At 52.6% G+C, this 24,997-nt stretch carries 24 protein-coding genes and 1 other annotated feature; of the genes, 23 read left to right on the top strand and 1 reads right to left on the bottom strand.

The genetic code is table 11. The features are described 5' to 3' along the window. Positions 1-14 precede the first annotated feature (14 nt). From D7024_RS10930 to D7024_RS10920, 4 genes are all read left to right on the top strand, one after another. A complete protein-coding gene (locus D7024_RS10930; RefSeq protein ID WP_121451836.1) occupies positions 15-308 on the top strand; it encodes a DUF167 domain-containing protein in 294 nt (97 codons plus the stop codon). 140 nt (positions 309-448) lie between these two features. Then, entirely contained in the window at positions 449-961 is a 513-nt protein-coding gene (locus tag D7024_RS10925) for an IS607 family transposase (protein WP_243113761.1), read from the top strand. 1 nt (position 962) lies between these two features. Next, positions 963-1,121, top strand: a complete 159-nt coding sequence (locus tag D7024_RS15215; protein ID WP_243113760.1) for a hypothetical protein — start codon at positions 963-965, stop codon at positions 1,119-1,121. Next, entirely contained in the window at positions 1,078-2,784 is a 1,707-nt protein-coding gene (locus D7024_RS10920) for an IS200/IS605 family element transposase accessory protein TnpB (RefSeq protein WP_121451835.1), read from the top strand. The genes D7024_RS15215 and D7024_RS10920 overlap by 44 nt, the downstream gene beginning before the upstream one ends. A gap of 304 nt (positions 2,785-3,088) precedes the next feature. On the opposite strand, the gene D7024_RS10915 is transcribed toward D7024_RS10920, so the two are convergent. Continuing rightward, entirely contained in the window at positions 3,089-3,796 is a 708-nt protein-coding gene (locus D7024_RS10915; protein WP_243113854.1) for a flavodoxin family protein, read from the bottom strand. Positions 3,797-4,310: 514 nt separating this feature from the next. On the opposite strand from D7024_RS10915, the gene D7024_RS10910 reads away from it, so the two are divergent. The 19 genes from D7024_RS10910 (at position 4,311) to D7024_RS10820 (ending at position 24,914) form a co-directional block, all read left to right on the top strand. Further along, positions 4,311-6,278, top strand: a complete 1,968-nt coding sequence (locus D7024_RS10910) for a sigma-54-dependent Fis family transcriptional regulator (protein ID WP_243113759.1) — start codon at positions 4,311-4,313, stop codon at positions 6,276-6,278. Positions 6,279-6,568: 290 nt separating this feature from the next. Beyond that, positions 6,569-8,014 carry a 4-hydroxyphenylacetate 3-hydroxylase family protein gene (locus tag D7024_RS10905; RefSeq protein WP_165859348.1) on the top strand — a complete coding sequence of 482 codons (1,446 nt, stop codon included), beginning with the start codon at positions 6,569-6,571 and terminating at the stop codon, positions 8,012-8,014. A gap of 6 nt (positions 8,015-8,020) precedes the next feature. After that, the gene (locus D7024_RS10900) at positions 8,021-8,350 is read left to right on the top strand and encodes a hypothetical protein (protein ID WP_121451832.1); all 330 of its coding nucleotides are present in this window, start codon (positions 8,021-8,023) and stop codon (positions 8,348-8,350) included. 6 nt (positions 8,351-8,356) lie between these two features. Beyond that, entirely contained in the window at positions 8,357-9,286 is a 930-nt protein-coding gene (locus D7024_RS10895; protein ID WP_121451831.1) for a CoA transferase subunit A, read from the top strand. Positions 9,287-9,298: 12 nt separating this feature from the next. Beyond that, a complete protein-coding gene (locus D7024_RS10890; protein WP_121451830.1) occupies positions 9,299-10,165 on the top strand; it encodes a CoA-transferase in 867 nt (288 codons plus the stop codon). Positions 10,166-10,302: 137 nt separating this feature from the next. Further along, positions 10,303-11,067: an SDR family NAD(P)-dependent oxidoreductase gene (locus D7024_RS10885; protein WP_121451829.1), complete on the top strand. Its 765-nt coding sequence runs from the start codon at positions 10,303-10,305 to the stop codon at positions 11,065-11,067. Positions 11,068-11,126: 59 nt separating this feature from the next. Then, positions 11,127-12,452 (top strand): MFS transporter, encoded by a 1,326-nt coding sequence (locus D7024_RS10880; protein WP_207666925.1) that lies wholly within the window; start codon positions 11,127-11,129, stop codon positions 12,450-12,452. A gap of 134 nt (positions 12,453-12,586) precedes the next feature. Continuing rightward, a complete protein-coding gene (locus tag D7024_RS10875; protein WP_121451827.1) occupies positions 12,587-13,768 on the top strand; it encodes a thiolase family protein in 1,182 nt (393 codons plus the stop codon). Between the two features lie 32 nt (positions 13,769-13,800). Beyond that, on the top strand, positions 13,801-14,643 hold the full coding sequence (locus D7024_RS10870; protein WP_121451826.1) for a 3-hydroxybutyryl-CoA dehydrogenase: 843 nt from the start codon (positions 13,801-13,803) through the stop codon (positions 14,641-14,643). A gap of 66 nt (positions 14,644-14,709) precedes the next feature. Then, the gene (locus tag D7024_RS10865; RefSeq protein WP_279220998.1) at positions 14,710-15,489 is read left to right on the top strand and encodes an enoyl-CoA hydratase/isomerase family protein; all 780 of its coding nucleotides are present in this window, start codon (positions 14,710-14,712) and stop codon (positions 15,487-15,489) included. A gap of 184 nt (positions 15,490-15,673) precedes the next feature. Further along, the gene (locus tag D7024_RS14985) at positions 15,674-15,841 is read left to right on the top strand and encodes a porphobilinogen synthase (protein WP_435374073.1); all 168 of its coding nucleotides are present in this window, start codon (positions 15,674-15,676) and stop codon (positions 15,839-15,841) included. After that, complete coding sequence (locus D7024_RS10855) at positions 15,831-16,265, top strand: acyl-CoA thioesterase (protein ID WP_121451823.1); 435 nt, start codon at positions 15,831-15,833, stop codon at positions 16,263-16,265. Before D7024_RS14985 ends, D7024_RS10855 begins: the two co-directional genes overlap by 11 nt. A 140-nt stretch (positions 16,266-16,405) precedes the next feature. After that, complete coding sequence (locus D7024_RS10850; RefSeq protein WP_121451822.1) at positions 16,406-17,350, top strand: methyl-accepting chemotaxis protein; 945 nt, start codon at positions 16,406-16,408, stop codon at positions 17,348-17,350. Beyond that, complete coding sequence (locus D7024_RS10845) at positions 17,334-18,236, top strand: carbon-nitrogen hydrolase family protein (RefSeq protein ID WP_279220997.1); 903 nt, start codon at positions 17,334-17,336, stop codon at positions 18,234-18,236. Before D7024_RS10850 ends, D7024_RS10845 begins: the two co-directional genes overlap by 17 nt. A gap of 2 nt (positions 18,237-18,238) precedes the next feature. Further along, positions 18,239-19,399 (top strand): M20 family metallopeptidase, encoded by a 1,161-nt coding sequence (locus D7024_RS10840; protein WP_121451820.1) that lies wholly within the window; start codon positions 18,239-18,241, stop codon positions 19,397-19,399. Positions 19,400-19,574: 175 nt separating this feature from the next. Next, positions 19,575-19,816, top strand: a binding site (T-box leader). 66 nt (positions 19,817-19,882) lie between these two features. Then, entirely contained in the window at positions 19,883-22,666 is a 2,784-nt protein-coding gene (gene ileS / locus D7024_RS10835) for an isoleucine--tRNA ligase (protein WP_121451819.1), read from the top strand. A gap of 756 nt (positions 22,667-23,422) precedes the next feature. Continuing rightward, positions 23,423-23,740 (top strand): hypothetical protein, encoded by a 318-nt coding sequence (locus D7024_RS10830; protein WP_121451818.1) that lies wholly within the window; start codon positions 23,423-23,425, stop codon positions 23,738-23,740. Between the two features lie 103 nt (positions 23,741-23,843). After that, a complete protein-coding gene (locus D7024_RS14980) occupies positions 23,844-24,083 on the top strand; it encodes an FAD-linked oxidase C-terminal domain-containing protein (RefSeq protein ID WP_207666924.1) in 240 nt (79 codons plus the stop codon). Between the two features lie 33 nt (positions 24,084-24,116). Further along, positions 24,117-24,914: a sporulation protein gene (locus D7024_RS10820; RefSeq protein ID WP_165859346.1), complete on the top strand. Its 798-nt coding sequence runs from the start codon at positions 24,117-24,119 to the stop codon at positions 24,912-24,914. The last annotated feature ends 83 nt before the right edge of the window (positions 24,915-24,997 follow it).

Below are 24,997 nucleotides of genomic sequence, written 5' to 3'. Positions count from 1 at the left end.
GGGGTGACGGGTTGATGATCTTCCTGCGGGAAGAAAAGGGAGCAGTGGTCTTTAAAGTGCGCGTTCAGCCCCGGGCGGCCAGAAATGAACTGGCCGGGATTTTTGAAGACGCCCTGAAGGTCCGTTTAACGGCGCCCCCGGTGGAAGGGGAGGCCAACGAAGCCTGCCGGGATTTTTTTGCCCGGCTGCTGGGAGTGCCCAGGGCACGGGTGGAAATCGTGACCGGACATGCCGGGCGTAACAAGCTGGTGCGGGTGCAGGGGATTTCTGTCGAAAAGGTGCGCTCTTTGATGTCAGCCCAAAGATAGGCTTGGCTAATCACATCAACCAAAAGCTTCATTCTTTAAAAGAGTGGAAGAGGTAATGCACCGTGTTAAGGAGGTTTGTAGCAGCTACCAACAGGTCAACAAATATTGACAAAACATAACAAAACAGTTGCCATAAAAATATGGAACTATTAACCATCAACAAAGCGGCAAAGAAATTAGGCGTTCACCCCAACAGCCTGCGCAACTGGGAAAAGCGCGGCTTAATCAAGCCCGTCCGTCTGCCCGGAGGCCAGCGCCGGTACTCTATGGACGAACTCAATAGGCTTCTGCAGTCCGGTCAATTGACTGACGGACGAGAGACAGTTGTGCTATACGCTCGGGTGTCCACAAAAAAGCAGGCCGACGCGGGCAATCTGGACCGTCAGATGGAACGGTTGCGGCAGTACGCCCGGGAAAACGGTTTTACCATCAGGGCGGAATTCACGGACGTAGCCAGCGGCCTGAACCAGAAGCGCCGCGGTTTAGCCAACGTGCTCAAGCTGGCCGAGCAGGGCGAGTATAAAAAGCTCATCATCGAATATCCCGACCGGCTGGCCCGGTTTGGTTATGAGTATATTCGAACGCCATTTAAGGTACTGCGGCGTAGAAATAATCACCATCGCGGAAAAAGAGCCGGAGGACGCTTATACTGAGTTGGTCCGGGATCTTCTGGCCATAGTCACGACCTTTTCGGCCCGTTTGTACGGCGCCAGGGGAGGCAAGAAGGTCAGGCAGGGGTTTCGGGAGCTGATAGCGGGAGTGGAGCGGGATGAAAAAACGGGAAAAGAACAAAAAGAAACTTACCGAATCTGACGATGGCATAAAGTACACCGTATGCGGCGAATGGTTCCCCTTATTCTGGGACTATCATCCCGACCTTTACGGCAAGGAAGACGAAACGCCTCTGGACACAGAGATGCGCCTTTTTTGCGCCTGTACCCGCTGGGCGTTCAACCGGCTGCTGGAAGGCCGTTCCCGTAAAGAGCTCAAAAGGGAAGGTCAGGGGTTATTTAGCATAAACTCCCGTTTTTGTGACGATGCCGTATTGAAGGCAAAGGCCGTTATTGAATCGCAGAAGGAACTTCTGGCATTGGAAATCGAAGAGACGGAAACGAAGCTGGCCCGTGCCAGGAAGAAACTTGGCCGGGCGGAAAAAGACCTGGACAAAGCGGTTAAAGCAAACGACCCGGTAAAAATCGAGAAAGCCAAACGCGCCGTACGCGGCCGCAAAGTGCGGGTCAAAAAACTGAGTGATAAGCTGGATGAGCTGAAGACCCATCAAAGTAACGGCACCATATCTGCCGTAGTTTTTGGGGGCCGTTCTTTGTGGAAGCGAGTCTGTAAGGGTAGAGCCACAAAAGAAGAATGGAGGCAAGCCCGGCAGAACCGGCTTTTTGCCCGCGGCGACGAAACCAAAGGCGGCAACCCTAACATCAAGATATGCTATCGGAACGGAGATTTTTCCCTGTCAGTAACCATTTCTCACCTGTCCGAGCAGAAAGGGACAGACAAGAAGGGCAGGCCGGTGATGGCCAGGGCGCCCCGGGTAGAGGGAAAGCTCTGGCTGCCGGAGAAGCACCGGTTGAAGGTGTGGGAACTGCTACTGTCGGGCGCGCCCTACACTGTGGAACTGATCAGGGGTAGAGATGGGCGGTACAGGGCACACATTACCTTTGTTGTTACAGCACCCGTTTTAGTGACCAACCCCAACCGTGGTTACTTGGGGATGGATACCAACTCGGACGGTGTGGCCCTGGCCAATGTCAATTATTTCGGTCAGCCCGAATCCTGGCATGAGGGTTTCAACGTGCTATATCCGAAAGCCCTACACAAATTTGACGGAGAGTTTCAGGTGACAGTACACCCGAACGGTTTTCTTTACATCAAGGTGCCTGAACTAGCTTATAGCCGCGGGTATCGGCGCACATATTTAATAGGCGTGCTGGCCAAAGTGGTGGTGGACATTGCAAAAGCTCTGGGCAAGCCCATCGCATTGGAGGACCTGGACTTCGGGAAGGACCGGCTGGACACGGACAGGAGATTCAACCGCATGGCGGCCAACTTTCCGTTCAAGAAGATAGTCGAGGCCGTTGTACGGAGGGCATTCAGGGAAGGCGTCGGTATAAAACTTGTCTGGCCGGCGCACACGTCCGCCATCGGCTATTACAAGTACATGGAGCGGTACGGGGTAATTATCCACCACGCTGCAGCATTAACTATAGCCCGCCGGGCGATTGGTTTCAAGGAACGAATTACCGGTGAACTGAAGCAAAAAATTCAAGCTGTCAAAGAGAAGCTGAACCGAAAGGTAGATTCCTTACCTGGGGAAGGAAAAGGGATGACCCGAAAGGTGAGGCGGCTCTTCAAGTGGCTGGACAAAAAGATTCTTGTCCACAACGGGCTGACCCGTTACAAGCAGGAATCGTTTTATTCTGTCTGGCACGACTTGAAGGAGCTGGTTTTGCTGAGTAGGTGACCCCGTTTAGCCGGTGTTCGGACAAACCGGTAGGCCGTACCTGACAGGTCGCGGGGGGCGGAGTTAACCTCCCTCCAGGCGGTCCACGTAAGGGCCTCACGTCCTTGCGCCCGTTTGGAGCAGGATTTTTCCATCTCCCGTCCGGGTGGGACTCCCGGGGCCGAGGTCTCCCTGTCGCTGCAGCCTGCCCCCAGGGGCGGGCAAATCCAATCCGGAAAGGAGCGAAAACCTGGTCATGGGGAGGCCGCTTAACAAGGAATGGTACAATGTATCAGGAATTGTTAGGTTTTTTGAACCAGGCGCATCACCTCTTCCACTTACGTTCATACCTGGTCAGCTGTTTCTTGATCTGCTCCCGCCGGGCTAAATAACGGTCGCGGCTGGGAACAATCCAGTCATTCAGATGGTGGCGGCGATGTTCTGCCGTCCAGAAATGGCCATGGGGGCCCGGCGGGTCAGGTACGAAGCGCAGGCCGCTCTCATCTGGAACCAGCCGTCCTGTGGTATTACATACCACACAGGTAACCCTGTCCTGCCCACTGAGGCGAAAGGCGCGACCGTAGCAGTTGCCGCATTGCTGCTCTTCCGGAGGACGCGCCTCGATTTCTCCGGATAGGGCCCGGGCTACCCGCCGGCCCAACTCGCGGGCCCGGGCAACGTTTGTCTGTTCCAGCAGCACCTCCCCCGGCCCGGGAGCATACGCTTCCAGGTAGTCGATGACCCGGTAGCCGTAGGCCAGTGGGAAAAGGTTTAGAAGTTCTACCCCCAGCGGGTTCCACTTTCTGTTGCCGGCTACACTGATGGTGGCGGCCACCCTGGTGCGACCGGCCAGCTCTTCCAGGTGGGGGGAGAGGCTGAGGGCCCGATCCGTTACCAGCTTGACTATGCCTGCCGGGCCCAAAAGGTAGGTGGGTGCGGCGATGATTAACCCGTCGGCCTCCAGGATTTTCTCCAGCAAAGCCCCCAGGTTGTCATTTTTGATGGCACAGGACCCCTTGTAGACACAGGCCAGGCAACCCCGGCAGGGTTCGAACCGCAGGTCCGGCAGGCGTAAAAAAGTTACGGCCGTGCCGGTTTTTGCGCCGCGTCCAGGGCTTCCCGTAAGAGCACCTCACTATTTCCCAGGGGACGCCGGGAACAGCAGATACCAAGTATGGTGGCCATTTTTAGGCACCTCCGAAATATTGGTGGAATTGCTTTTAGGCTATTAACCAATAGTTAACCTCCAGGTTAATGTACCATTTTTCGCAATTTGAATCAATATTTTACTAACATAAGAGCTATTTGCGTTGTCAACATTTTTACCCTCTGGGAGGCTAAAGCCCATACCAGACAGGGACGTTTTCCAAGGCACGTGCCGGGGTAAAATATTTTTGCCACTGCCCTAAAACGGCCTATTCATCTCTACTTCCGAACATCGCAATTGGCTCAACATAAGTAAAGCGAAAATAAAAAGGTGATTCCAAATACGTTGTTGAATAATACTGATAAGAACAATTGAAAAACTTTAAAGGGGTGCACCAGTCGTGGCACCGGTTCAGAAGGAATTGCGGGCTGCCTGGCATGCCTTTGTTGCTGGGAACGAAGATGGCTTACAAATGCTCAGGCCTATCGTGCGGGAGTCGTGGGAACGCTGTCGGCGCGCCGGTGTTAACCCTTATCAAAAGGTGGTTCCCACCGTACTGGATCCGGAAGCTCTGGCGGCGCGCCGTGAAAAAAATAGGGAGTGGCTGGAAATTGCTCGCCCGGTAATGGAAACCTTATACAGGTTTGTTGCCGGGTCGGGTTTTGTGGTTGCAGTCGCAGACTGTGAAGGTTATTTGCTGGAAGTAATTGGTGATCCAGAAGTGGTTCAAGCTATTGCAAAAGGGAATTTTATACCAGGAGCCGATTGGAGCGAACTTAGCGCCGGTACAAATAGCGTTGGCACTGCACTTATTATGAATCAACCATTACAAATTTTCAGCTACGAACACTATTGCATCTGTTCCCACCGGTGGACCTGTTCTGCGGCACCCATTCATGATCCGGATGGCAATCTGATTGGTGTATTGGATATGACCGGGTCCTTTGAAAAGGTCCATCCCCATACACTGGGAATGGTGGTGGCAGGTGCGGATGCCATTGAACGGCAAATGGCCATGAAAAGGGCCTGGCGGGAGCGGGACCTGGCCAACCGGGTTCGGGAGGCCCTGATGGAATCAATTTCGGAAGGAATCCTGGCCACGGACTGCTGTCAAAGAGTAATCCATATGAATCAAGAGGCTGTTCGCCTTTTAGGTACAAAAAAAGAAAGAGCGGTGGGGGTGGACGTCCGGAAGGTCCTGGGTGGTGAGGGGGCGGATTGGGAAGCAATTGTAAGCGGGCAGAAATTTATCACCGACCGGGAACTGGATGTGACCACACCTTTCGGGACCGTAAAGCTAACCGTGACCTCCCGGCCCATTCGTGGAAACGACGGGCAATGTGAGGGTATCGTTATGGTCCTGAATGAAATTACCCGCGCCCGGAAGTTGACTCAAAGAATGAGCGGGGCAGTGGCCAGGCTCACCTTTGACGATATGGTGGGTGAGGACCCCAAGTTCCGAGAATCCTTGCGCCTTGCCCGTGCGGCAGCGAGCAGTGACTCCACGGTATTGCTGCTGGGGGAGAGTGGCACCGGTAAAGATATCCTGGCTCAAGCCATTCATAACGCCAGTCAACGGGCGAAGGGCCCCTTTGTGGCCATTAACTGTGGAGCCATTCCCCGGGACCTGATCGGGAGCGAACTTTTTGGCTATACGGAAGGTGCCTTCACCGGCGCCAGGAAGGGAGGGAGTCCCGGTAAATTCGAACTGGCAGACGGGGGGACCATTTTTCTGGATGAAATTGGGGATATGCCTCTGGAATTGCAAACTACCCTTCTCAGGGTACTGGAGCAAAAGGCCATTACCCGTATTGGCGGTTCTACGGTATTGCCTGTCAATGTACGTGTCATTGCGGCTACCAACCGGGACCTGGCTGCAGAGGTGGAACGGGGAAACTTCCGGCGGGACCTGTATTACCGCTTGAACGTGGTTACCATCCGACTGATTCCTCTCAGAGAACGCCAAGGAGATATTGAACTTCTCCTGTGGCATTTCCTGGAGCGGTTGGGTAAGCGAATGGGAAAACATGTCCTTTCGGTGGATGAGAGGGTTTGGCCCCTCGTTAAAGCCTATCCATGGCCCGGCAATGTCCGTGAGCTGCAAAATGTGGTGGAGAGGGCCCTGCACCTTGCCGGTGGTCCGACGTTGCGACCGGAACACCTGCCGGAGGAAATCCGCAGGGTCCAAAACAACCTGCAGGCACGAAAGGATCTTTTACCAGTACCGGACTACGAAAAGCAGGTAATTTTGAAATTGCTCGAGGAAAATAAGGGTAATCTCTCACGGGTGGCGAACCAGTTGGGCATAGCCCGGACTACCCTGTACCGGAGGATGGCCAAATACGGATTGCGTTGCGATCGGGATTAATATAACCGGACAAATCAATTGTGAGTTGGTTATTTCCTCGAATTTAACCCCCTCTGATTGAGTGCCCAGGACAGGAATGTATTGTAGCGAAACGCTACGCTGTAGCGATTTAAAACATTTATCCGGTTAAGCCAGGGTGTTAAGCAAAGGAGGCGTATGACCTGAACGCCTCTTTTGCTTTTGGTTTTCGGGATCAGGGAGGACAGATGTGTCGAACTGGTGGGCTGGCATAGGACTTGCCTGATAAAGGATAACAAGGTCTATCCCGGCAAGAAAATAAGGAGGAGATTATGGTCATGAAAACAGGCTCCGAGTACATCGAAAGCCTGCGCAGGCTTAAAACAAAGGTATACGCTTTCGGGGAGCAGGTAACAGACCTGGTTGATAACCCGTTATTCCGGCCCCACATCAACGCGGCAGCCGTAACTTATGACATGGCCCATGATCCAGTAACCGAAGACCTGGTGACGGCTGTTTCTCACCTTACCGGTAAGCGGATCAGTCGGTTTACCCACATTCACCAAAGCACAGAAGACCTTGTAAAAAAGGTCAAAATGCTGCGCATGATTGCCCGGCGTACAGGTACCTGTTTCCAGCGGTGTGTGGGGTTCGATGGTCTTAATGCGTTGTATTCCGTTACCTATGAAATGGACCAGAACCTGGGAACCAACTATCACGAACGTTTCAAAGAGTACCTTTTATACGTTCAGGATACGGACATTATGGTTGCCGGTTCCATGACCGATCCCAAGGGGGATCGCAGCCTACGACCATCCCAGCAGGCGGATCCAGACCTCTACGTTCACGTAGTTGAAAAGAACGAAAAGGGCATCGTGCTTCGCGGAGCCAAAGCCCACCAGACAGGAATTGTGAACTCCCACGAAATGCTCATCATGCCCACCACAGCCATGACGGCCGAGGACGCCCGGTATGCCGTAGCCTGTGCTATTCCGGTAGATGCTCCCGGTGTCATTCACGTCTTTGGACGGCAGACCAATGACTCCCGTAAGAACGGTCAGATTGACCAGGGGAATGCCCGTTATGGTATAGTGGGAGGTGAGGCACTGACCGTTCTGGAAAATGTCTTTGTTCCATGGGAGCGTGTGTTTATGTGTGGCGAGTGGCAGTTTGCCGGTACCCTGGTGGAGCGTTTTGCCTCATACCACCGGCAGAATTACGGGGGCTGTAAAGGTGGCGTAAGTGACGTGATTATTGGGGCTACGGCACTTATCGCGGACTATAATGGCGTTGCCAAAGCATCCCATGTGCGGGATAAGCTCACGGAGATGATCCATCTAACGGAAACTCTTTATGCCGGTTCCATTGCCTGTTCCGCCGAAGGCAGGCCCACCCCTTCCGGCGCCTATTTTGTCGATCCATTGCTGGCTAACATCACCAAGCTAAACGTTACGCGGTTTATCTATGAGATTTGTCGTCTCAGCCACGATATTGCGGGCGGTTTTATTGCCACTTTGCCCTCGGAGCAGGATCTTCGCTGTCCAGAAGTTGGTCCCTATGTAGAGAAATATTTCCGGGGTGTGGCCAGTGTCCCGACGGAGGACCGGATCCGGATTGCCCGGCTGATTGAAAACATGACCGGCGGTACCGCCCTGGCCGAAAGTATGCACGGAGCCGGTTCTCCCCAGGCGCAGCGTGTAATGATCATGCGTCAGGGGAACCTGGAGCAGAAGAAGAAACTGGCCAGGATCCTGGCCGGTATACCGGAAAAGGAATGATCCGCCTTGGCGACAGGTAAGCTGAAGGCGGGTGTAAAGTACTGCGGGCACTGTAACCCGCAGGAGGACGGCCCGGCTCTGGTTCGTAAATTACAGAGCCGGCTTCCGGAACTGAAGGTGGTTCCTTGGAATGACCAGACCTATGACGTCCTGCTGGTGGTAAGTGCTTGCCCGTCCGACTGTGCCACCCGGCCGCCCTTTAATGGCCCCCGCATAGAGATTGCCGCCGATGAAGTGCGGGAATGGCATGTACCAACCGGTCATCCAGCGGAAAATTTGCTGGAGGCTTGTCTGGATGAGGGGCTTGAAGTCTTCGGTACCAGGAAAGGGGGATAGTAGGGAATGGAATTTATGAACACCAAGAAGAAAACGGATAAACGTATGACCCTGAAAGAAGCCATCGCTACTTTCGTAGAAGATGGAGATACTATTGCCTTTGGCGGGATGGGTGGCATCCAGTGCGTAGCTCATGCCTACGAGATCATAAGACAGGGCAAGAGAAATCTTACCCTCATTGGGGACAGTCCCTGCGAGGCTGGAGACCTGCTGGTGGGGGCGGGAGTCTTAAAACGGATGGAAATTGCATGGTGCTCCTACGCCGTGGCAGGTTTGGCCTACAATTTCCGCCGGGCCGTGGAAAAGGGAATTCCACATCCAATAGAGGTGGAGGATTATTCTAATTTTACTATTGGCTTGAGGTTTTTGGCGGGGGCCATGAACGTACCCTTCTTGCCTACCAAATCCTTGCTGGGTTCAGATCTGCCGAAATACAATGCGCGAATTAAAACCATGGATGATCCCTACACGGGAGAAAAGGTGGCTCTGGTACCGGCAGCCAGACCGGATGTAGCCATTGTCCACGTCAGCCGGTCTGATAAAAGGGGTAACGCACAGATGTTTGGTTTCTCCTCTAATGCCGAGAATTTGGTAAGGGCGGCAAAAAAAGTCATTATCACCTGTGAAGAGATAGTTTCTACTGATGAAGTGCGCCGTCATCCCAATCTAACCATTGCGCCGGAGTATACCGTGGATGCTGTGGTAGAAGTGCCTTTCGCCTGTCATCCCTGGAACATGCCTTACTACTACGCTTATGATATTCCCTTTCATGTACAACAACTGGCAGCTTTCCGGACCCGCGAGGGCTTTGAAAAGTGGCTGGACGAATGGTGTTTTGGTGTGGATAGCTGGGAGGGGTATATGGAAAAGGTGGGCTGGGATAGATTGGAAAGGTTACGGCGCGTTGAAAGAAGGTTTACCCACATCAGCTGCTAAGGGGGGAACAGAATGGCAGAGAGTCAAAATTTCGCCCGGGATTATAACTTGCCGGAACTGCTGGTGGCGGCAGCTGCCCGGGAGCTTCGGGACGGCGACGTGGTGTTTGTCGGTGTGGGGGTGCCTCTGTTAGGGGCCCTGGTGGCTAAGCTCACCCACGCACCGAATCTTATCATGGCCATGGAGTCAGGAAGCGTTGGCCCTATGCCTTACCGTATAGTGCTGGGTATTGGGGATAACGCATGTGTGGAAAATGCCATTTGCACCACCTCATTATGGCGGCTCTTTGCCGATCAGCAACGGGGTTACTTTGATGTGGGGATGGTCGGTGGTGCCCAGGTGGATAAGTATGGTAACTTGAATAGCACGGCCATTTTTGGCAGTGGGGATTACTACCATCCTGCCTCCAGGTTGCCGGGAAGCGGCGGAGCCAACGACATTGCGAGTTCAGCCCACCGAACCGTCATCACCATCCCCCTGGAAAAGAGACGCTTCCTGGAGCGGGTCGATTACATCACCTCTCCCGGGTACCTGGACGGTTACAATTCTCGTAAAAAAGCAGGTCTGCCGGGTGGAGGTCCGGTAGCCATCATTACCAATAAATGTATCTTCCGGTTTGATCCGGAAACCAAAGAGGCCTATCTGGACAGCGTTCACCCCGGAGTGAGTGTGGAAGAGGTGCGGGCCAATGTTTCCTGGGATCTTAAGGTAGCTCCGGAAGTCAAAGTTACGCCTCCTCCCACTGAGGAACAGCTGCGCATCATTCGCATTATAGACCGGGCCGGTATCTATACCAACAACGGCCTCAAAAACCTTACCTTCGAGAGCTACATTCAACTTCTGGAAGGTTCCCTGGAGGAACTGCAGCAGCTCTTTTAATTAGCCCGGCGGGCCTTCAGGGAGTACTTCTACTCGGGTGCCGGTTAAGTTTAATGTGCGGATGGGAAGTGCGTGTATGAATTGTGGGGAGATTCTTTTGTGCATCGTTGATTATACCTTGAGAGAGGAAGAGGAGCATGAAATTTCCCACGTTTGGTTTAAACGGTAGAGTGGCCCTGGTTACGGGATCCACCAAGGGTATTGGCTACGGTATTGCGCTGGCGCTGGCCGGGGCCGGAGCGGATCTGGTTATAGTCAGTCGGAATCAGGCCGATTGTGACCGTGTGGCCGATGAAATTCGTGGCATGGGCCGCCGGGCTATAGGTGTCGCCACCGATGTAACCCAAAATGATCAGGTGCAGAAACTGGTGGAAAGGACCGTGGCGGAATATGGCAGGATTGATATCCTGGTGAACAACGCCGGTACTGCCATTACGAAGAGGGCAGAAGACCTGACGGAAGCGGATTTTGAGCGGGTGGTGGCCCTTGACCAGCGGGCGGTCTTTTTTGTTGCCCAGGCCGTGGGCCGGCAGATGATCAAGCAGGGCGGCGGTCGAATCATCAACGTAGCCTCCATCCTTGGACTGGTGGGCGAACGCCAGGTGCTGCCCTATTGCGTGGCCAAGGGTGGTGTCATCCAGATGACCAGGGCATTGGCACTGGAATGGGCCAAATACAACATCAGTGTCAATGCCCTCTGTCCAGGCTATGTCATTACTCCCATGAATGAGGCTGATTTGAAGAACGAAAAGATTTATAACCACCTGCTCAGGAATATTCCCATGCGCCGGCTCGGACGGATTGAAGACATGGCCGGAGCGGTGGTCTTCATGGCTTCCGATGCCGCCAGTTATATGACTGGCCAGTGCCTGGTCATTGACGGGGGGTGGACGGCCCAGTAACAAAAAACGGATTCAGAATGTTGCCATTATTCATCCAGCAACAAAGGAGGTTTAAGCCTGTGGAAACCGCAAAAAATGTTTTGGGCAAGGTATCCCGGTACCGGTGGATAGTACTTATTGTTCTTTGGCTTGTCTATATTATTAACTACTTTGACCGTATTGCGGTACTGACGTTTCTGCCACTTATCCGGAGCGATCTGGGACTGACGGCTGCCCAGGCCGGTCTTGGTGCATCCCTGTTTTTCTTCGCCTATGCGATTGCTCAGTTTACCGGCGGGTGGCTTGCCGACCGCATTGGGCCAAAGAAGGTGATGTATATTGCTATCACTACCTTCACTGCCGTTACCTTTGTCACGGGGTTCATTCGTAATTTCACCCACTTCATCCTTGTTCGATTAGGACTGGGTTTCTTCGAAGGTCACCATTTCTCTCCTTCTCATAAAGCCATTGCCAACTGGTTTCCTAAAGTGGAAAAAGGTCGGGCTGCTGGATTCTTCTCCACCTCGTGGGCTGTGGGGCCCGCTATTATTCCGATAATCATCACATGGGTGGCTGCTTTTTACGGGAGCTGGCGACCGGTGTTCTTCTGGCTGGCCGTTCCGGGGATTATCGGTATCCTGTTGCTCTGGTACTTTGTGGCTGATAAGCCGGAAGAAATGGTCCGGCGGGGCCGGATGACCCAGGCGGAGGCCGACTACATTGAAGCTGGTGTGGTGTCGGAGTCCGTAAAGGGTGATTCTAAAGGTGGGCTAACTGTTGTGGCCAGGGACGTGTACTTCTGGATGTATTGCATTGTCCTGTTCATGAACCTGGCAATCTATTGGGGCAGCACCACATGGATTTCCTCCTTCCTTTATGAACAGCATGGTTTTAGCCTGAAAACTATGGGTGCCCTGGTTTCCCTACCCTATGCCGTAGCCTTTGTGGCCATGATTCTGGGCGGCTGGCTCACCGATAATGTATTTAAGAACAAGACCCGTCCTGTACTGCTAATCTCCTATCTTGTAAGCATTCCGGTTCTGTTGTACATTGGGATGATTCCCAAAGGAAACGTATCCATGATCGTGGCCATGCTGGCGCTGATGGGATTCTTTGTAAACTTGAGCTTTGGGGCGGTTTACGCCTATCCGCAGATCCGTTACCCGCGAGAGGTTGTGGGCAGTGCGGTAGGAATTTCTAACGGGTTTGGCCAGTTCGGTTCCTTTGTGGCTCCACTCATTGCCGGTTATCTGGTGGTGGAGAAGGCTGGCGGAGGGGCTTCTTATACAAACGTATTTATCTTCTTTTCAGCCATGGCCGTGATTGCTGCCGTGCTTACCCTTTTCCTGAGTGAGAAACCACTGACCGCTACCCTACCGAAATCCGAATCCACAGTAAAGGCATAAGTAATGTACGACGCATGGCGGGTGATGACGCTAAAAGTCATCACCCCGCCGTCATTTACCCGTTCCAGGTGTAAAGCCGGCAGGACAAGATTGCCTTAAAAGAAATTCTGTCAGTATACCAAGGAGGGTAAGCAGTGGAAAGTGTCGTCATTGTAGGTGCGGCCCGGACCCCTATTGGTGATTTTCTGGGTAGCTTGAAAGATGTTTCAGCGGTAGATCTGGGGGTAATCGCAGCCCGGGCGGCCATGGAGCGTGCCGGGGTTAGCCCCGAACAGGTGGAGGATGTAGTGGGCGGGATGGTGTACAAGGAAGGTGTAAAGGGCAACCCGGCCCGGCAGGTGCAGTTAAAGTGCGGAATTCCGGTGGAGGCTGCCGCGGTTACCGTGGAACAGCAGTGTGCCTCCGGTATGCGTGCGGTGGAGGTTGCAGCCCAGCAGATTATGCTCGGGAAATCCAGTATTAGCCTGGTAGTGGGTATGGAAAGCATGTCCCAGGTGCCTTACCTGCTGATGGGGGTGCGTACGGGATACCGGATGGGTCCCGGGCGAGTAGAGGATGCCCTGCTATACGATGCGCTGCATGATGCATTCCACGGTTACCATATGGGGGTGACCGCCGAGAATCTGGCGGAAAGATACGGTATCACCCGTCAGGAACAGGACGAACTGGCCCTGTTAAGCCACCAGCGCGCCGTAGCCGCCATCCGGGAAGGAAAATTTAAAAAGGAAATCGTCCCCGTAGAGGTCAAGACCAGGAAGGGAACTGTGGTGATAGACACCGACGAACATCCCCGGCCAGACACTTCCCTGGATGCTCTTTCAAAACTCCGACCTGTATTCAAAGAGGGGGGAACCGTAACGGCCGGTAATGCCAGCGGGATCAATGACGCTGCGGCAGCACTTATCCTGATGGCTGAATCAAAAGCCCGGGAGCTGGGCGTAAAACCCCTGGCAAAAATTATTGCTACCGCTTCTTTTGGTGTGGCTCCCGAGATCATGGGCATCGGGCCGGCCTATGCCATTCCCAGGGCATTGAAGTATGCGGGGCTGCAACTGGAAGACATCGACTACTTTGAGATCAACGAGGCCTTTGCCGCTCAATTCCTGGCCGTAAACCGGGAATTGAAGCTGGACATGGAGCGTGTAAATGCCAACGGTTCCGGTATTGCTTTGGGTCATCCGGTGGGGTGCACCGGGGTCCGGATTATCGTCACCCTTCTGTCCGAACTACGCCGCCGGGGCGCACGCTACGGGGTGGCTTCCCTGTGCGTGGGTGGCGGCCCGGCCATGGCCACGGTCGTCGAAATGCTTGCCTGAAGGGAGAAACAAAAGAGGGGGGAAAAACTACCATGGAGAAGGTATTGGTTCTGGGAGCCGGCACCATGGGGTCGGGTATAGCCCAGGTGGTGGCCCAGGCCGGGTTTCCCGTTGTGTTGTGCGATGTGGAGGATCGTTTTGTACAAAAGGGCCTGTCTCTAATTGAGAAAAACCTGGCCCGTCAGGTGGAAAAGGGGAAGATGGCGGCCGCGGATAAAGAAGCTATTCTGGGACGAATAAAAACTACCACCAATATGGCTGACGGGGCTGATGTTGATCTGGTTATAGAAGCGGTTATTGAAAACCTGGAATTAAAAATAAACGTGTTCCGGGAACTGGACCGTACCATAAGGAAAGAGGCCATTCTGGCCAGCAACACCTCGGCTTTAAGTATTAGTGCTCTGGCCGCTGCTACTTCCCGGCCGGAAAAGGTCATCGGTATGCACTTCTTTAACCCGGCACCGGTCATGCAACTGGTGGAGGTTGTCAAGGGGTCCGCTACCAGCGAGGAAACCTTTGCCACCATCAAGGTTATGGTGGAAAAACTGGGCAAAACCGCCGTGGCCGTTAATGAGGCGCCCGGTTTCATTGTGAACCGCATGCTGGTACCCATGATCAATGAAGCCGCGTACATCCTTATGGAAGGTGTGGCCAGTGCCGAAGATATCGACACGGCCATGAAGTTGGGTGCCAACCACCCCATAGGTCCCCTGGCCCTGGCGGACATGATCGGCATCGATGTATGCCTGGCAGTGATGGAAACTCTGTACGCCGAATTCAGCGATGCCAAGTACCGTCCCTGTCCTCTACTGAGAAAGCTCGTCCGCGCCGGGTACCTGGGACGGAAGACCGGTAAGGGCTTTTATACGTATTAAACTTCCGGGGCGGTTTATGGGAAAGGTTACCCCTGCTTGCACTTAAGACTTGTGAGGTGATAAATCGTGCCTGTTCACCTTGAATATGCAGGACGAACGGCAATTATCCGGTTAGATAACCCGCCAGTGAATGCCCTGAGCGCAGCGTTATTAAAAGAACTTAGGGAAGCAATTCAAAGGCTGCGGCAGCAAATAGAAGCAGGTGACGTCCGGGCGGTGGTCGTTACCGGTAATGGGCCAAAATCTTTCGTGGCCGGAGCGGACATCACCCGTTTTCTAGAACTTGATCCCGTCAGTGGTCGGGAGCTGGCCAGGGAGGGGCAGGTTATTTTCGAGGAACTGGCTTTCCTCCCCTGTCCGGTAATTGCGGCCGTTAACGGCTATGCCCTGGGCGGCGGGCTGGAGTTGGCTATGGTTTGTGATATCCGGATAGCGGCAGCCAATGCCCGTCTGGGACAGCCCGAAGTGAATTTGGGACTGATCCCCGGCTATGGTGGTACCCAGCGCCTGGCGCGCCTGGTGGGCCCGGGTAAAGCCAAGGAACTGATCTTTACCGGTGAAACGCTCTTAGCGGAAGAGGCGCTGCGTATCGGGCTGGTGGATCGGGTGGTGCCTGAGGGAAGGGCCCTGGAAGAGGCTTTAAGGGTGGCGGCCGTCATTGACGGTAAAGCCCCGCTGGCTGTACGGGCGGCCAAGGAGGCCATCAACCGTGGTTTGGATTTGCCGCTGGACAAAGGGCTGGAAGCAGAGGCAGAATTCTTTGGTAGCCTTTGTGCAACGGAGGACCAGAAAGAAGGGGCCAGAGCTTTCCTGGAGAAGCGGTCACCTCAATTTAGAGGTGTTTGAGGTTCAACTACTTTTAGAAGTAAAAAGGGATCCGCCCTCCAAATAGGGAGCGGATCCCTTTTAATGGGAGGTGTTTGACGTGATTACTGAGGCAGGTTTTCGAAACTTTCCACGGCAGTTCTGAAGAAATCGGGTACTGTTTCTGCGGAGCGTGTTGCAGGATTATAGTTTGCATAATTTCAAGATGTCGCTATCATGTCTTACACAGTTAAAGTACGCTTCGGCCTTCTACGGCCTCTTCCGAGAAGCGGCTGATTCTGCACCCAAATTTGGAGACCGCCGCTCCTACCAAATGGCCCCCCAAAAACGCGCGCGAGGCATTCCGGGAGGAACCAAAATTTATGCGTTCTGACTTTCGCTTTTTCCATCAACTCCGGGTTCGCTATTCCGAAGTTGACGCACAGGGGATTGTTTTTAACGCCCACTACTTGACTTATTTGGACGTGGCTATTACGGAATATTTTCGCTACCTTGGTTTTGATTACAAGCAAATGGCCCAGGAAGGTAAAATGGATATGGCCTTGGTAAAAACATGCCTCGAATTCAAGGCACCCGCCTTTTTTGATGAAGTTCTGGAAATAGGGGTTCGTGTTTCTAATATTGGTAATAAAAGTTATACTGTGGACTTTGAGATCTATAAGAAAGATTCAGGTGTTTTAGTGCTTAAAGGGCAAACAGTTTATGTAAACTATAATCCCACAGCACGAACTGCAGAACCGGTGCCTGATTTCTTCCGTGCTGCAGTAGAAAAGTTTGATGGCTTAACAACAAAATAGTCTTGACTTTCTTCCAGCCTGTTTCATTTTTCCAACTAGCGTTATACAAAGAAGAATGGTACTATCCGCCGCGGGAAGCAAAGGTTAACCATCTCCGGCGGCCGTGCTTTTATTTTTTCAGAGGGAGGGTGCTTCCATTTATGTTTTTCTCATTTTTCTATAAACAGGCACCTAAAACACAAGAAGCAGAACGTTTAATAGAAGAGAATTTTTCACATGTTTCCGTTGAAGAAAAAAATGAAGGCTCGCTATCATTACCATCACGTGACCTCCTTTCCTATGCGCTGGAGCTGGCACCCTTTATCAAGGGGCTTTTGGGCGAGGAAGTTGGTTTATATGTTTCGAACCTGGAACAGTGCATATACTGTAACCACGGTAGCGTTCGCCTTCCTTTAAAGGCGGGAGATGCCTTTGGAGAGGGGAGTGCAACAGCTCTGGCTTTGAAAAAAAGGCAAAGGGTTGTCATGCGTGTGGGAAAAGAAGTTTACGGTATTCCGTATATTGGCATAGCATATCCTATAACTGACCCCGCTACGGGTAAAGTAGTTGGTGCGCTGGCCATAACCTCTCCCATTGACCGCCAGGAAGATCTGATGGCAGCGGCGGAGAAGATGGAAGACCAGGTTAACACTATTGCAACGGCTATAACTAATCTTTCCGCTACTACAGAGGAGTTGGCGGCCACTACGGAAAACTTGAATAGTACTGCTCAAGCTCTCAAGGATGAAGTCAGAAAAACAGATAGCATAGTGAACCTAATACGGGATATTGCCGAGGAGACTCACATGCTGGGTTTAAACGCGGCTATTGAAGCAGCTCGGGTAGGTGATGCAGGACGTGGCTTTAATGTAGTAGCAGGGGAAATACGTAACCTTTCTCAAAATACACAGCGTTCGGCAAAAGAAGTTATGCAAGCACTGCAGGAAATACAACGCTCTATTCTGGATTTGACGCACGCGATTGAACAAATATCGGCGGCGGCTCAACAGCAGGCTGCCTCAACTCAAGAGATAAGTGCTGCAGTTAATGAACTGAGCAATTTGACAGTAGTTTTAAAAAAGCAGGCTAATGAACTGGTTCGTTAAGGCGAATACTTTAATAGGTAAAGAGGGGGATGAGAATTTGAGCACCAATCCGATAACGGTAGCAGCGGTACAAATGAAATGTTTCCCGGGAAATAAAGAAAAGAACCTGCAAAAAGCATTAACTTTGATTGATGATGCCCGGAGCAAGGGGGCAGAGCTTATTATTTTGCCTGAGCTTTTTTTAACAGGTTACCGTGTTGAAGAAGAAGATCTTGCCCTTGCCGAGACCATACCGGGTTACGCTGTAGAACAATTAGGAAAGTATGCTCGGGAAAAGAAGGTTTTCTTGGCTGGTACCATCATGGAAGTGGGTGTAAAGAGGGGAGTAGTTTATAATACGGCTTTTTTAATTGGCCCCGAGGGGCTAATCGGCACTTATCGCAAAGTTCACCTCTGGGATAGGGAGCAACTGCGGTGGGCCTGTGGCGAGGAATACCCGGTTTTTCCTACTCCCTTTGGTAGGGTCGGAATACAGATATGTTATGAGGTAGGGTTCCCCGAAAGTGCTCGCATCCTTACTTTAAAGGGGGCAGATATGCTCCTTTATCCGTCGGCCTTTGGATTACCCAGGTTGTATGCGTGGGATCTTGCTACCCGTTCCAGAGCGCTGGAAAACGGGTTGTTTTTAATTGCCGCCAATAGATCTGGTCAGGAAAAGGATACCCAGTTTGCCGGTCACTCTCGGATAGTGAACCCACAGGGTAAGGTTTTAATGGAGGCTAAAAACGATGATGAGGCAATTGTTGCCACTGTGGATCTGGCTGAGATAACAGAGCAACGTAGAAGAATCCCTTATCTCAGAGATCTGAAAAGGTTCCTCGTCTTGAGGGAATTGTCAAAGGCATGCTTTGTTGACATGTTAAATCTAAAAAGTATGGAGGTATAAAAATGTTTTCGCACATTTCGGCTAGTGAATACATGGACCAGGGAAAAATACTCGATGTTCTGGTAAAATCTATACAAATAAATACCGTAAACCCTCCCGGAAATGAAGAACCCCTAGCTCTGTACCTAGCCGAACAGATGAGGATGATGGGTCTAGAAGTTATGGTCGAGTCCCTAGAAAAAAATCGTGCCAATGTAGTAGGAGTACTGAAGGGGCGAGGGGATAAACCGGCACTTTTATATAACGGCCATCTGGATACTGTTCCTACGGGGGACGTGGGATGGGAATATGATCCACTGTCTGGTCAAATTATTGGGGATAGGGTTTACGGGCGGGGAGCCGCTGATATGAAGGGCGGCTTAGTGGCTATGATCATGGCTGCCGGTATACTCAAAGCAGCAGGGGTTGAACTGGCTGGAGATCTCATTGTGGCCGGCACCGCTGGCGAAGAGGTGGATAGCGTGGGCGCCAAGCGTCTCCTGCAGGGCGGTGTTTTGAATAAAGTAGGGGCAGTAATAATTGGTGAACCTAGCAATAACAATATTTATGTTGCGGAGAAAGGGGCCTTGTGGTTAAAGATAACTACCTACGGTAAGACCGCCCATGGCTCTATGCCTGAGGAAGGGAAAAACGCCATCCTGATGATGAACACTTTGATTAACGAACTACAACGATATAATTTCAGATTCATGGAGCATCCTTTATTGGGTAAACCATCGTTAAATATAGGGACAATCTCCGGCGGTATAAAAACCAATGTTGTTCCCGATAAGTGTGTGCTGACGGTGGATATACGTACTGTACCGGGAATGGCTCATCAGGAAATACTGAGGGACATACAGGACATATTGGAAGAACAAGGTCTTGAAGCTGAAGTAGAAATTATAAATGATAGGCCTTCCGTTGATACCCCTATGAACCATGAACTTGTAAAGATGGGAGAAAAAGTTGCCAGCCAGACCTTGGGGAGGGAAGTTGCAATAGAGGGGGTTAGCTACTATACTGATGCGGCAGTCTTAATTCCTCCCACAAAACTACCCTTCTTCATATTCGGGCCGGGAGAGGCCAGGCTGGCACATCAGCCAAATGAGTATATAGAAATTTCAAAGCTCCTTGAGGCAATAGGTTTTTATTGTAATTTTGCTATTGAATACTTAAGATAAAAAATTCAGAATCCAAGGATGAGCATTGAAGTGCGAGGCCCATATAAACAGTGGGAGCAAAGTTAGGCCATTGACCAAAGCTTGGAGATCCTACTGGGGAATGGCCCAGGCATGTTGACCTGATCCCTATTTTTTGTGTATAATACTTGTTGTTTATGTTGCAAAAGCTTATGTTGCAAAGCCTGTGAGCGGGACGAGTAGCCAGGTCCCTCCTGTTGCAGAGAGCCCGGGGAAGCTGGAAACCGGGTACAGGAAACCATGGCGAAAATCACCCGGGAGGCGCCGGCTGAACGGCGGGATTACCCCCGTTTAGTAGGCCCGGACGGCTGGCCGCCGTTACCGGCAAAACGAGGGGACAGGTTAGTGAACGTTAACCTGTCTATAAGGGTGGTACCGCGGGAAAATCCCGTCCCTTGGGGCGGGATTTTTTCTATTTTAGCCGGACACACTTGAGCTATTATACGTAAACTGGGGTGGTTACTGATGGATTACAGCCAGACCTTAAACCTGCCCAAAACCGATTTTCCCATGCGGGCCAATCTGCCCCAACGGGAACCGGAGATTTTAAAATTCTGGGATGAAATTAATATTTACCGCCTCGTACAGCAAAAAAATGCCGGCCGGCCCAAGTTTATTCTGCATGACGGGCCGCCCTACGCCAACGGGCACATCCACCTGGGGACTGCCCTGAACAAGGTGCTCAAGGATATTGTAATCAAGTATCACTCCATGGCCGGCTACGATGCCCCCTATGTGCCTGGCTGGGATACCCACGGGTTGCCCATTGAACAGCAGGCCATTAAAAACCTGGGGTTAAACCGGCATGCCGTTCACCCGGTGGAGTTCCGGCACAAGTGCAGGGAATACGCCTTGAAATTTGTGGACGTCCAGCGGCAGGAGTTTAAGCGCCTGGGCGTGCGTGGAGACTGGGAGCATCCCTATCTCACCCTGATGCCCCACTATGAGGCGGCGCAAATTGGCGTCTTCGGGGAAATGGCCCGCCGGGGTTACATTTACAAGGGCTTAAAACCCGTTTACTGGTGTGCCACCTGTGAAACGGCCCTGGCTGAGGCGGAAGTGGAATATCAGGATAAAAAGTCCCCGTCCATCTATGTTCGTTTTCCCGTAAAGGATGGAAAGGGGCGTTTGCCGGCGGGCAGCCAGGTGGTCATCTGGACTACCACTCCCTGGACGTTAATTGCCAACGTGGCCGTTTGCCTGCATCCCGATTTTACCTATGTTCTGGTGGCCTCCGGGGAAGAGGAATATGTGGTGGCTAAAGAACTGCTGCCTTCTTTTGCCCGGGCTGTGGGACTCAATGATTGGACCATTAAAGAAGAGTTTGCCGGCAGTGACCTGGAGGGCGTGGTTCTGGGGCATCCCTTTATTGAACGGGATTCCCTGGTCATTTTAGGGGATCACGTTACCCTGGATGCCGGTACCGGCTGCGTGCACACTGCTCCGGGCCACGGCCACGAAGACTACCTGGTGGGGCAGCGCTACGGTTTGCCCATCCTGTCTCCTATTGACGGCCGGGGGCGTTTTACCGGGGAAGCGGGGCAGTTTGCCGGACAGTTTTATACGGACGCCAACGAGGGCATCATTGCCGAGTTAAGGGCCAGGGGTAAACTGCTTAAAAGCGATACCATAAACCACCAGTACCCCCACTGCTGGCGTTGTAAAAGGCCGGTTTTTTTCCGGGCTACGGAACAATGGTTTGCTTCTATTGAGGGCTTTCGCCAGAAAGCTCTGGAGGCCATCCGCCAGGTGCGCTGGATCCCGGCCTGGGGAGAAGAGCGCATTTACAATATGGTGGCCAACCGCGGCGACTGGTGCATTTCCCGGCAGCGGACCTGGGGCGTTCCCATACCCATCTTTTACTGCACCGGTTGCGGCAAGGAAATTATTACCGAAGAAACCATATCCCACCTGCAGGGATTGTTCAAGGAGCACGGTTCGGATGTCTGGTTTGTGCGGGAAGCGGCGGAACTGCTTCCTTCCGGGTTCAAATGCCCGTCCTGCGGGGCCGGCGAGTTTACCAAGGAAACCGATATCATGGATGTCTGGTTTGACAGCGGCACTTCCCACGTGGGCGTGCTGGAGCAACCGGACATCTGGCCGGAACTGCGCTGGCCGGCGGATCTCTACCTGGAAGGCAGCGACCAGCACCGGGGCTGGTTTAACAGTTCCCTGTCCACGGCGGTGGCGGTGCGGGGTCAGGCCCCGTACCGGGCTGTGCTTACTCACGGTTTTGTGGTTGATGAACAGGGCCGTAAGATGAGCAAATCCCTGGGTAATGTAATCGATCCCCTGAAGATTGTCGATCAAATGGGTGCCGATATTTTGCGCCTGTGGGTGAGCTCTGCCGACTACCGGGGTGATCTGGCGGTATCGCAGAACATTCTCAAGCAAATGACCGAAGCCTACCGCAAGATCCGCAATACCTGCCGGTTTTTATTGGGGAACCTGTATGACTTCGGACCCGGCGACCAGGTACCTTATGACCGGCTTCCCGAGATGGATCGCTGGGCGCTTTTGCGCCTGCACCGGATGATGGAGCGGGTGCTGGCTGCCTACAGGGATTACGAGTACCATGTGGTTTTCCATACCATTCATCACTTCTGTACCATTGATATGAGCGCGCTGTATCTGGATATGATTAAAGACCGGCTCTACACCACCTCCGCCCAATCCCCGGAACGCCGGGCGGCCCAGACTGTGCTCTACCAGGTATTACATGCCCTGGTACGCTTGCTTGCACCTATTCTGGCCTTTACCACGGAGGAAATCTGGCGCTATGCCCCGAAAGAAAAGGATGCGCCGGTAAGTGTACAGTTAACCGACATGCCCCAGGTTAACGAAGATTACCTGGATGTAGAGCTGGAGTCCAGGTGGGAACGCCTGCTGGCCGTGCGGGGAGAGGTTACCCGGGCCCTGGAGGCGGCCCGGCGGGAAAAAGTAATCGGCAACTCCCTGGAGGCTGCAGTGATCTTGTACGCCCGGGAGGAAATGTACGATTTTCTGTCCAGGGTCCAGGATTTACCTACCATTTTCATCGTCTCCGCCGTGGAGCTTAAAAAGTGGACCGGGGACCTGCCGGAAAAGGCGGTGGTTTCTGAAATAATCCCGGGGCTGGCGGTGGTGGTGGAAAGGGCGCCGGGAGAAAAATGTGAGCGGTGCTGGATGTATCACCCCGGCGTTGGCCGGCACCAGGAGCATCCCACCCTGTGCCCCCGCTGTGTGGACGTCGTGGGAACACTGGGGTAAACGCGGGACTGGCGCACCATCAGTTTTAAAACCTGCAGCACTATAAATAAGAAACCCTTCTCCATTGGAGAAGGGTTTCTTTTTCGAGCCGGTAATGACCTGCGCTACAGCCATTACGCATCCCTGCATAGCCCACGGTAACCTTTCGGCTACCGCGGACCATTACGGAACCCGTAATGACCTTTGCTCGACCAGTGCAGATACCTGGGAAGCCTGATGCAATCTCTCGACTGCACCAGACCTCTCTATTTTAGTCGTAGCCGACAAAAATACTCCGGCACCTGTACTGATCTTAGCTCGATCAATGGATATCCCTTACGACCCGGCAGCAGTCCTTCGGACTGCTGCCGAGCCTGCCGGAACCTCCATTGATCTGCCCGCCGGCTGATATCGAGCCAATGTGACCCGATATCAACCTTTGGCCGACTGCTACAGAGCCATTTGCGACCCTGTAGCAGTCTTGGCTCGGCCATTACCGACCCTGTTGTTCGTATTATTACCCTTTTATCAGGTTATATGCAACTACTTCAATGGTAAATAAAACCAAATTGCTTTTTTCCGTTTAAACTGCTTTAAAGTCGGTTGAATGGCAAAAGAAGAGACTATTGCGGCCAGGCCCCCTCAAAGTTTACCATTTAACTTTTCTGCTGTCAGTTAGGTGCTTCATTTATGTTGTTGGCCTTTAGAAAATTTACCCCGCCATGGCTCGATTAATATAATAAAAGAAAGCCCAGAGCATGGAGTGAGGTGTCTTTTATGTACAGCGGCGGTCTGTGGGACTCTAGCCTGAATGCCCTGCTGGCTCAGGTCCAGGACGAGCTGTCGTCCCGGGATGGGCGGATAACGCGCGTTGCCCCGCTTCGTTCCGTGGGGGAGCGGTTGCACCTGCAGGTCTGCCTGCGCTATGCCGATCGCCCGGAGTTCTGCCTTCCCCTGGCCTTGCCGGCCAAATCTATCCGGGAAGGAGATGTGGGCAGCCTCGTATCTCAGATTCTCTGGGCAGTCGAACATGGCTCCCGGGTTACGTTGGTAGAGCCACTGGAATCGACCCGCTCATTCAGAGTGACGGCTTAACCGAATTAAACCTGCCTTCCCGGCAGGTTTTTTATTTCAAGATGTTTGAGAAAAAAGCAGGATAAGGTTAGGTGACATCATTGTTAAAATAGACCCTGCTGAGATGTTGGCCATAGTGGAGCCCGGTGTCATTACTGTCGAAGAGGCGGCCTGGACCATCACCGCCATAATTGGTGTCGGGGTTATTCCCACAGCCCTGGAAATAATGGACGATGTGACCATTCGCTGCGTGGAAAATTTTTTGCGTATCGGTTTGCCCCTTGATGTGGAAACCATTGCACATCTTGCCTTAACTTCTGTTTGCCAAGGGCAGGAATTACTTGCTCCCACAGCGAATAATTAGCAAGAGACCAATTTATTGGAGGGAGGGTGGGGGTTGAGTTTATGGAATAACTTAAAAGGGAAAGTTTTCCCCGATCTCTCCCTGGACGTGCGTTTGCCGTTCCTGGAGTATGTCCAGGGAGGCACGGTACAAGGGGAAGTTTTCTTGAAAGCGGTAAGAACTTCCCGGCGCATCAAGGGGATACAGCTGGAATTACTGGAGGAATGGTACGAGGGGGAGGATGGGGGGAAGGGACGTCGCCGGCAAAGGGAAAGCGCGGCCAAAATGGAACTGGCCAGGGAAGTAACCGTACATCCGGGCGAAACGATGGAATTACCTTTCACCTTGCACCTGCCCCTGAACCTGGCCATCAGCAGTGATCACCACCGTTGTTTTTTGCGTGTACAGGTGGTGATTGCCTTTGCCCCCGATGTCACCCGCATGATCGAACTGACCATAAAGCCTTCCCCGGCTATCACTGCCGTATGGGAAGCCTTATCCTGGCATTTGGGTTTTGCCTCCTGTGGCCTTACCTCTACCTCCCGGCAGCAGGTGTTTAAGTTTTGTTCCGGTCCGGGCACGCCGGCGGATTTTCGCCACATTGAACACATTGAAATGATTTTTGTAAACGAAGAGGACGGGCTACGTATTCACATGAAGGCAAAGGTTGACCTGCTGGGTAATCTTGATGCCGACAATTATTTCACCGTGGCCATTCCCTATCAGGAAATGTTCCGTTCCGATGGAACGCCGGCCCACCAGTGTATTGGGGAAAGGATTATCCGGCGTTTATGGGACGCTTTGAGGCCGGTGGACAAAAGCCACTTAACCGGAAAGGAACCCAGTTGCTGATTATACGAGCCAATTGCGATGTTCGGAAGTAGAGATGAATAGGCCGTTTTAGGGCAGTGGCAAAAATATTTTACCCCGGCACG

This window comes from Desulfofundulus salinus, from assembly GCF_003627965.1.
In the GTDB taxonomy this organism is placed as follows: Bacteria; Bacillota; Desulfotomaculia; order Desulfotomaculales; family Desulfovirgulaceae; genus Desulfofundulus; species Desulfofundulus salinus.
This window is presented reverse-complemented; position numbering and strand designations above follow the sequence as displayed.